This window comes from Streptococcus sp. IMAU 99161 (assembly GCF_014435245.1).
Classification (GTDB): domain Bacteria; phylum Bacillota; class Bacilli; order Lactobacillales; family Streptococcaceae; genus Streptococcus; species Streptococcus lactarius.
Window position 1 is genome coordinate 195,585 of the sequence record NZ_JAAPAW010000004.1, and the last position, 9,513, is coordinate 205,097.

At 42.2% G+C, this 9,513-nt stretch carries 6 protein-coding genes and 1 pseudogene; all 7 read left to right on the forward strand.

Annotated features, from left to right (window positions below):
* Window positions 1–14: 14 nt before the first annotated feature.
* Window positions 15–1,397, forward strand: coding sequence for a TrkH family potassium uptake protein (locus HA044_RS02215; protein WP_187538862.1), 1,383 nt, complete (start codon window positions 15–17; stop codon window positions 1,395–1,397).
* A gap of 9 nt (window positions 1,398–1,406) precedes the next feature.
* Window positions 1,407–2,072, forward strand: coding sequence for a TrkA family potassium uptake protein (locus HA044_RS02220; RefSeq protein ID WP_187538864.1), 666 nt, complete (start codon window positions 1,407–1,409; stop codon window positions 2,070–2,072).
* A 537-nt stretch (window positions 2,073–2,609) separates the two neighbouring features.
* Window positions 2,610–4,859 carry a 5-methyltetrahydropteroyltriglutamate--homocysteine S-methyltransferase gene (gene metE, locus HA044_RS02225; protein ID WP_187538866.1) on the forward strand — a complete coding sequence of 750 codons (2,250 nt, stop codon included), beginning with the start codon at window positions 2,610–2,612 and terminating at the stop codon, window positions 4,857–4,859.
* Window positions 4,860–4,958: 99 nt separating this feature from the next.
* A complete protein-coding gene (metF, locus tag HA044_RS02230; RefSeq protein WP_187538868.1) occupies window positions 4,959–5,816 on the forward strand; it encodes a methylenetetrahydrofolate reductase [NAD(P)H] in 858 nt (285 codons plus the stop codon).
* Window positions 5,817–6,327: 511 nt separating this feature from the next.
* Window positions 6,328–7,455: a glucose-1-phosphate adenylyltransferase gene (locus HA044_RS02235; RefSeq protein ID WP_275946253.1), complete on the forward strand. Its 1,128-nt coding sequence runs from the start codon at window positions 6,328–6,330 to the stop codon at window positions 7,453–7,455.
* 13 nt (window positions 7,456–7,468) lie between these two features.
* On the forward strand, window positions 7,469–8,584 hold the full coding sequence (gene glgD, locus HA044_RS02240) for a glucose-1-phosphate adenylyltransferase subunit GlgD (RefSeq protein WP_187538870.1): 1,116 nt from the start codon (window positions 7,469–7,471) through the stop codon (window positions 8,582–8,584).
* 36 nt (window positions 8,585–8,620) lie between these two features.
* Window positions 8,621–9,513, forward strand: a pseudogene (locus tag HA044_RS02245) (phospho-sugar mutase); the annotation flags it as partial.

The following is a 9,513-nucleotide window of genomic DNA, read 5'->3' on the forward strand; positions in this document are numbered from 1 at the left end:
GATACAATAACGGTATGAAAATCAAATTATTTTTAAAAAAATGGCGGACCAGGGTATTGAGCCTGTCTCCCGCAAGACGGATTTTTTTCAGTTTTGCCTTGGTGATCCTTGTGGGGTCGCTCTTATTAAGCCTGCCTCTTGTACAGTTAGCCAGTTCGAAGGCGACCTATATGGATCATCTCTTTACGACGGTTTCGATGGTTTGCGTGACGGGTCTCTTTACCCAGTCAGTAGCTTCGACCTATAATGGATGGGGGCAGTTGATCTGTATGCTCTTGATTCAGATCGGTGGATTGGGGATCTTGACCTTTATCGGTCTCTTCTTCATAGAAAAACGTAGAAAATTAGGCTATAAAAATCGGCAAACCTTACGAGATAGCTTTAGTTTCAGCAATAACCAGAGCCTGAGTCGTTTTGTGCGCTCCATTTTTATGACAACCTTTATTATAGAGGGCTTAGGAGCCTTGTTGTTGATGATCCGTTTCATTCCTCGATTTGGATGGGGACACGGGATCTTTAATGCTATTTTCGTCTCGATCTCGGCCTTTTGTAATGCAGGTTTTGATAATTTTGGGGGTGATAGTATGATGAGCTTCCAGACCGATTGGCTAGTCAATCTGACCCTATCCACCCTGATTATTACAGGAGGTTTGGGTTTTATGGTCTGGTTTGATTTGGCAACAAAGGCCAAGAACCAGTCTGGACGCAAGACCTTACGATTTCATACCAAAGTTGTCCTCTGGCTGACAGCGGCTATTCTTATTTTGGGCACACTGACCAGTCTATTGACAGAGTTTCATAATCCAGCAACCATTGGTCCGCTTCCTTTTGGGGACAAAGTCTTGGTGAGTTTCTTCCAGACTGTAAGTATGCGGACCGCCGGTTTTGCCTCACTCGATTATACCAGAGCCCATCCGGTGACGCTCTTTGTCTATATCCTTCAGATGTTTCTAGGTGGAGCACCGGGCGGAACAGCAGGTGGGATGAAGATTACGACCTTTTTGGTGCTCTTACTCTTGGTCCGCAAGGAACTCTTGGGACTGCCTCATACTAACTTGGGCAAACGGACCATTTCGCCAGAACTCGTGCAACGATCCTTTGGCGCAGCTGTCATTTTTCAATTAACCTTCCTTCTTGGTTTATTTGGGATTTGTCTGGTGACGCCTGCTGGGCAACGCTTTATTTACCTGGCCTTTGAGGTGGCTTCAGCCCTAGGGACTGTGGGAGTATCGGCCAATGTGACCTCTACCCTAAATGGAGCAGGTCTTAGCATTATCATGGCTCTCATGTTTATCGGACGGATCGGTCCTTTAACCTTGATGGTCAGTTTAAATCAATACCAAGCCAAAAAGGCGGATACCTTGCAATATGTCAAGGCAGACCTTATTGTTGGATAGGAGAGTATGATGGTACAACGAACAATTGGAATTCTAGGATTAGGAATTTTTGGACAAAGTATCTTAAAAGGTCTCAAAGACCAAGAGGTAGATGTGATTGCGATTGATGACCATGTAGAGGTGATCAATCAATACGAATCGATTATTACAACAGGAATTGTTGGAGACTTCACAGATATCGAGTTACTAGATGCAGCTGATATTGGAAACTGTGATACGGTCGTGATTGCGACCGGTGAAAGCTTGGAATCGAGTGTGCTTGCGGTGATGCATTGTAAGGCACTGGGAGTGGAGCGGGTCATTGCCAAAGTGAAAAATGAAGTAACCAAAGAAGTGCTGGAAAAAGTTGGAGCCGATTTGGTCATTCTTCCTGAGGTGGAAGCTGGAAGATCTTTGGCGAAGATGATCCTCTTTCAACATACGATTGAAGTTTTTCAATTGGATGAAGAAGTCGTGGTTGTTGAGTTTATGGTTCCAACTGCCTGGATTGGAAAAAGTATCCGAGAATTGGCAGTCCGAAACCAGTATCAACTCAATATCATTGGCTATCGAAATGCGGAAGACCAACCACTCCAGAGCCAGTTTGGTCCTGATTTTGTATGGCCAGCTGATGTACGTGTCATGGCAGTGACCGATAATCAGTACCTAGAAAGAATCCAGGACCTATTGGATTAATCAAATAGGAAGCAGCTGGTAAAAGCATACACGACAGGAGAGAGATCGGTTCTGAATGTTTCTGGCTGTCAAACAAGTACAAGTCTACTTTCCTCAACAACTCGGATTGGAGTGTTACGACCTCTCTGCCAAAGTCCGCTCAAAATCCGCTCAAAAATGATATAATTAGGGATCAGAACAAATGATTTAGGAAAAATAGGAAATCAAATGAACAAATTACAGAAAAAATTTTAAAACTTGTCCAACAAATTTCTGAGCGGACTGCTATATGATTAATTATAAAATGAAATCTGTCTCTATTTGGAGTGCGGATTTTTTTGTATAGCAGTTGCTGATGGAGGATGAGGGAACTCTGATCGGAAGAGTTATAGGAAAATGTTATAAGAGGTCCTAGTTTTCTGTCCGGTGAAAGGACTTGAGGCCTTATTGAATCGGTGTTATAGTTTCTGGCTATAACAAAATTGGCGTAAAAGCAATTATACAAGAAAGCATTCTTCTGATATGATAGTGTCAATTAGAATTTTTGGAGGACACATCATGTCAACAACAATTATCGGTTTCCCTCGTTTGGGTGAATTCCGCGAATTAAAATTTACAACTGAAAAATACTTTAGAAAAGAAATCTCTGCAGATGAACTCTTGGCAGCCGCCAAAGACTTGCGTGCAAAACACTGGAATATCGTCAAAGAACAAGGCATCACTGAAATCCCATCAAATGACTTTTCTCACTATGACAACTTCCTTGATGCAGCCTTCCTTTTCAACGTTGTGCCTGCTTCTGTTCAAAGCTTGGATTTAACAGAATTGGAACAATACTTTGCATTGGCGCGTGGTTACCAAGGTGAAAAAGGGGATGTGCGTGCCCTTCCAATGAAGAAATGGTTCAACACCAACTACCACTACATCGTTCCTAAATTTGAAAAAACAACAGAAGTGAAATTGGCTGGTCACAAGATTTTTGATGAGTACCAAGAAGCAAAAGAATTGGGTATCAACACTCGTCCAGTTGTTGTTGGACCATTCACTTTCCTTCAATTATCTGACTTTGAAGATGGTGTAAAAGCTGAAGACTTCGTCGATGGCTTGGTTGCTGCTTACCAAGAAGTCTTTGCCAAATTGGCAGAACTTGGTGCGACTCATATCCAACTCGACGAACCAGCTCTTGTCAAAGATTTGTCAGCTGAAGAAAAAGCCCTCTTCTTGAACCTCTACAACAAACTCTTGGCGGACAAGAAAGGCCTTGAAGTCTTGATCCAAACTTACTTTGGTGATGTTCGTGATGTCTATAATGATCTCGTGAACTTGCCAGTAGATGGTATTGGTCTTGACTTTGTTGAAGGGAAGAAAACACTTGAACTTGTTAAAGGTGGCTTCCCAGCTGATAAGACCCTTTATGCTGGTATTGTGAATGGGAAAAATATCTGGCGCAACAACTATGAAAAGAGCTTAGAAATCTTGGATCAAGTTCCAGCTGAAAAGGTTGTCTTGACAACTTCATGTTCTCTTCTTCATGTGCCATTTACAACAGCTAATGAAGATTTTGAGCCAGCGATCTTGAACCACTTTGCCTTTGCAGTTGAAAAATTGGGTGAATTGCGTGATTTGGATGCCATCCGCAACGGTCAAGGCGCAGAAGCTCTTGCTGCCAACAAAGAACTCTTTGCGACAGAACGTGTCGGAGCAAATGCGGAACTTCATGCTCGCATCGCAGCGTTGACAGAAGCAGACTACACTCGTTTGCCAGCCTTCGCAGAACGGGAAGAAATCCAAAAAGAAGCCTTCAAGCTTCCGGCTCTTCCAACAACAACCATCGGTTCCTTCCCTCAAACGAAAGAAGTACGTGCCAAACGTTTGGCTTTCCGTAAGGGTGAATTGTCACAAGAAGAATACGATGCCTTCCTTGCTAAAACGATCGACGAATGGATCAAATGGCAAGAAGAAGTTGGATTTGACGTGCTGGTACACGGTGAATTTGAACGGAACGACATGGTTGAGTACTTCGGTCAAAACTTGTCTGGTTACCTCTTCTCTAAAAACGGTTGGGTCCAATCATACGGTATGCGTGGGGTGAAACCGCCAATCATCTGGGGAGATGTCACTCGTCTCAACCCTATCACTGTGAAATGGTCTAGCTACGCACAAAGTCGTACAAACAAACCTGTTAAGGGTATGTTGACTGGACCGGTTACCATCCTTAACTGGTCATTCCCACGTGAAGATATCTCTATCAAGGATTCTACTCTTCAAATCGCCCTTGCTATTAAAGATGAAGTTCTTGACCTTGAAGCGGCAGGTGTGAAAATCATCCAAATCGATGAAGCTGCACTTCGTGAAAAATTGCCACTCCGTCGCAGTGACTGGTACGAAGACTACCTTGACTGGGCGATCCCAGCCTTCCGTTTGGTACACTCAACAGTAGCACCAGACACACAAATCCACACTCACATGTGTTACTCAGAATTTACAGATATCATCCCAGCTATCGATAACTTGGATGCGGACGTCATCTCATTTGAAGCGAGCCGTTCAAACCTTGAAATCTTGGATGAGTTGAAAGCCAAAAACTTCCAAACAGAAGTCGGACCTGGGGTTTACGATATCCACTCACCACGTGTCCCACAAGACGGTGAAATTGATCACACTATCGAAGCAATCTTGGCCAAAGTACCAAGTGGCAAAGTTTGGATCAACCCTGACTGTGGTTTGAAGACTCGCGGAATCAAAGAAACAAAAGAAAGCTTGATCAAACTAGTTAATGCTGCTAAAGAAGCGCGTGAACACTTGTAAAAAATAATTTGAAAACCTTCTATATGCCTGTAGAAGGTTTTCAAATCACAAATAGTAGCTTGCGATTCCTGATCAAAACAAAATAGAAAAGGATAGAATATGTCACAACAAACACCGTCTCTTTCATTTGAAGTATTTCCTCCAAATCCTGCTGTTGGAAATGAAAAGATTTTGCAGGCGTTGGAAAGTATGCAGACCTTGGCACCACATTTTATCAGTGTGACGGCTAGCAATAATAAATACAATATTAAAGAAACGACGGTTGCGTTAGCAGATCATATTCAAAACGACCTAGCCATTCCAACCATCGCTCACCTTCCTGCCATCTATTTGACCAAGGAAAAAGTGGCGGAGACGATTGTGGCTTTAGACGAGGTCGGGGTCAAGCGCATCTTGGCCCTTCGTGGGGATATTATTCCTGATGTGGAGCCTCAAAAAGATTTTCGCTATGCAACAGACTTGATTGCGTTTATCAAGGACCAGGCACCACATTTTGAAATCGTGGGGGCCTGCTATCCAGAAGGTCATCCAGACTCGCCCAATCAGATCTTAGATATTCAACATCTTAAAAAGAAAGTAGATGCAGGCTGTTCAAGCCTTGTCACGCAGCTTTTCTTTGACAATGAGCGTTTCTACGATTTCCAAGACAAGTGCACCTTAGCTGGTATTGATGTACCGATTCATGCGGGAATCATGCCAATCCTTAATCGTAACCAAGCGCTTCGTCTCTTGAAGACTTGTGAGAATATCCATCTCCCACGTAAGTTTAAGGCTATCTTAGACAAGTATGAGCATGACCCTGAGTCGCTCAGAGCAGCAGGGCTTGCCTATGCCGTCGATCAAATTGTAGACTTGGTCACTCAAGACGTAGCAGGTATTCACCTGTATACGATGAACAATGCTGAGGTAGCTCATCAAGTCCATCAGGCAACCAAGCCTCTATTTAAACACCAATAAAAACTGGTACAAAAATTTTAAAAACTAGAGAAAGACACCTGAAAATGAGAATTTCTCTAGTTATTTTTTGAAGCCACTTGTGACGAGTTTCACTAAAAGGTCTTTTAGCCTCCTTTTCGAACAAAAAAGAGTGGGAGTCTCTAAAAATAGAGTCTTGGCTAAACAATCTTTTCTAGAATCGGAGAGGCTAAAGATTTCTTTTGTGTCTAAGGACGAGGTTGGGACAAAAGTTCTAGTCTCTCAATTGTCTTTGGATTGTCGAGCAAGACGCAGTGGTTGAGTGGGCTCTACTACGCTGATTTCATCAGCTTTTATAGCCCTACTCAACTGTGCGGAGGTGGGACGACGAAATCGAATTCTAACGAATGACCGATTTCTGTCCCACTCTCAAAATCAGTAAAGAAAATCAGTAAGGAAAATAGTTTCCCTACTGTTCATGTAAACGTTTCCATTTGAGAACGTTTCGTGGTATAATTTATAATATAGAAAATGAAACAAGGAGGACAAAGCCGTGGCAAAAAAGAAAATGCTGGCAATGATTCTTGCTGGTGGCCGTGGAACCCGGTTAGAAAGTTTAACCAAAAAAATTGCAAAACCTGCAGTAGCGTATGGAGGAAAGTATCGAATTATCGATTTTCCGCTTAGTAATTGTGCAAACTCAGGGATAGATGTTGTCGGTGTTCTGACCCAGTATGAGTCGATTCTTTTGAATGCCTATGTTTCCCAGTCTCAACGTTGGGGCTTGGATACCCAAGGATCCGGTATTTTCGTCCTTCCACCTCGAGAAAAAATTGAGGGCTTCAATCTGTATAAAGGAACGGCAGATGCCATTACTCAAAATATTGACTTCATCGACTTGTATGAGCCAGAATATGTGTTGGTTCTTTCTGGTGACCACATTTACAAGATGAACTATGACAAATTGCTGGAAACACATGAAAAAAATCAAGCGGATGCCACCATTGCAGTTATTGAAGTTCCGTTAGATGAAGCTTCTCGTTTCGGTATTATGAATACGGATAAAGATTACCGTATTGTAGAATTTGAAGAAAAACCGGCCAAACCAAAGAGCAACCTCGCTTCAATGGGAATTTATATCTTCACTTGGAAAACCTTGAAGAAATATCTGTTGCAAGATGAAGAAAGTACAGAAACTTCCCATGATTTCGGAAAAGACATCATTCCAAAATACTTAGAAGATGGCAAGAGATTATTTGCGCACCCATTCAGAGGGTATTGGAAGGACGTTGGTACCGTTACGAGTCTCTGGGAATCCAACATGGATTTGATTGACCACTCTGATCAATTGAATTTATCTGATTCAACTTGGAAGGTCTACTCTGAAGACAAAGGTTCTCCTGCTCAAGTCATTGGTGAAAATGCAGTCGTGTCGTCTGCTTACATTGATAAGGGAGCTGTTATTGAAGGAACTGTAAACCATTCGGTTATTTCAACGGATGCAGTCGTTCAAGAAGGGGCAGTGGTCACCAATACCGTCCTCCTTCCTGGTGTTCGTATCTCAAAAAATGCGAGTGTTGATTTCGCCATTATCTCAGAAAATGTGACGATTGGCGAAGGCGTTCAATTAAAAGGAACAGCTGACAACATTCTCTTAATTGATCGGAATGTAAACAAGTAGGAGGGGTGAAAAGATGTTGCGAAATACTTTAGGAATTGTAAATATTGAAGGTAAAAATGTTGATTTTGGGACTTCTCTAACCCATAAATCTCCACAGGCTTATAGCTTTTTGGCTCGATACCATTTAATTGATTTTGTCCTTTCAAATATGTCAAATTCTGGGATCACTGAATACCAGGTCTACATCCCGTCCAATAGTCGCTCAACGATTCAACATGTTGGTGCAGGAACCCAGTATAATATCAATAGCAAACGAGGCAAATTGCGCTTGTTAAATAGTGACCATAATGCATCTGAGATTTTCCAACATGATGTGAAGGCCTTTACGGACAATCTGCACTATATTAAAGATTCAAATAAAGAATTTGTCTTAATTGCTCCAAGTTATTTCATTTACAGTCAAGATTTTTCGGAACTTCAGGAAGATTTTGAACGCACGGGTGCGGATATCACGGTTCTCTATAAAAATGTTTCAACGGCTAGAGAGAATTTTATAGGTTGTACAACTCTAACCTTTGGAGAGGATAAGCGAATTGTGAACTTCCGAGAAAATCACGGGAAATATAAAAATCGCCCAATCTCTTTAGAAGCTTATTTCATGAGAAGAGAAACATTTCTTGAATTAATCGACCGTGCCAATCAAGTTTCTTCTTTGTATTGGTTTAGAGATATCTTGGAAGATGTTGTAGATGAGTATAAGATGATTGGCTATGCGCATAAGGATTATGTGGCATGTATTAACAATACAGAGTCCTACTACCAAACGCAATTAGAACTGATTGAAGCCAAAAATAGAAGATTATTGTTCAAACAAAATTGGCCAATCTTTACAAAAACAGGGGACTCGTCTCCAACCTTATATGGACCTCTATCTGAGGTGAAGCGAAGCCTGTTAGCAAATGGCAGTATCATCAATGGACAAGTTGAAAATTCGGTCATCGACCGGGATGTTGTCATTGAAGATGGGGTAACTGTTAAAAACTCCATCATCTTAAATCGCGTTCATATTCGAACAGGTGCCTACATTGAAAATGCGATTATAGACAAATCGACAATCATTAAACATCCTGTTGAAATTGTCGGAGAATACGAAGAACCTATCTATATCAAGGAAAATAGCATTATTTAATTTGTATTTGTCAAATAAAAAGGAGATGGAATCATCATGTCTTATCAAGAAAACTACCAAAAATGGCTCGATTTTGCTGCATTACCAGCTTACCTTCGTGATGAGTTGGTCGCAATGGATGAAAAAACCAAAGAAGATGCCTTCTATACCAACCTAGAGTTCGGTACAGCTGGTATGCGTGGCTATATTGGGGCTGGTACCAACCGGATTAATATCTATGTGGTCCGTCAAGCAACTGAAGGCTTGGCTCAATTGATCGACTCTAAAGGCGAGGAAGCCAAGAAACGCGGAGTTGCGATTGCTTACGATAGCCGCCACTTCTCTCCTGAATTTGCTTTTGAATCTGCTCAAGTATTGGCTGCACACGGTATCAAATCTTACGTATTTGAAAGCCTTCGTCCAACACCTGAATTGTCCTTCGCCGTCCGTCACCTCCACACATTTGCTGGAATCATGGTGACCGCTAGCCACAACCCTGCTCCATTTAATGGTTACAAGGTTTACGGCGAAGACGGTGGACAAATGCCACCAGCAGATGCGGATGCATTGACAGATTACATCCGTGCGATCGAAAATCCTTTCACTGTGCAATTGGCCGACCTTGAAGAAAGCAAAGCTAACGGCTTGATTGAAGTCATTGGCGAAAACGTTGACGTTGAATACCTCAAAGAAGTCAAAGGTGTGAACATCAACCAAGACTTGATCAATGAATACGGTCGTGACATGAAGATTGTCTATACTCCACTTCATGGTACAGGTGAAATGTTAGCTCGTCGTGCCCTTGCACAAGCAGGATTTGAAGCAGTTCAAGTGGTTGAAGCGCAGGCTGTTCCAGACCCAGACTTCTCAACCGTTAAATCTCCAAACCCTGAAAACCAAGAAGCTTTCGCCCTTTCTGAAGAACTTGGACGCAAAGTGGATGCAGACGT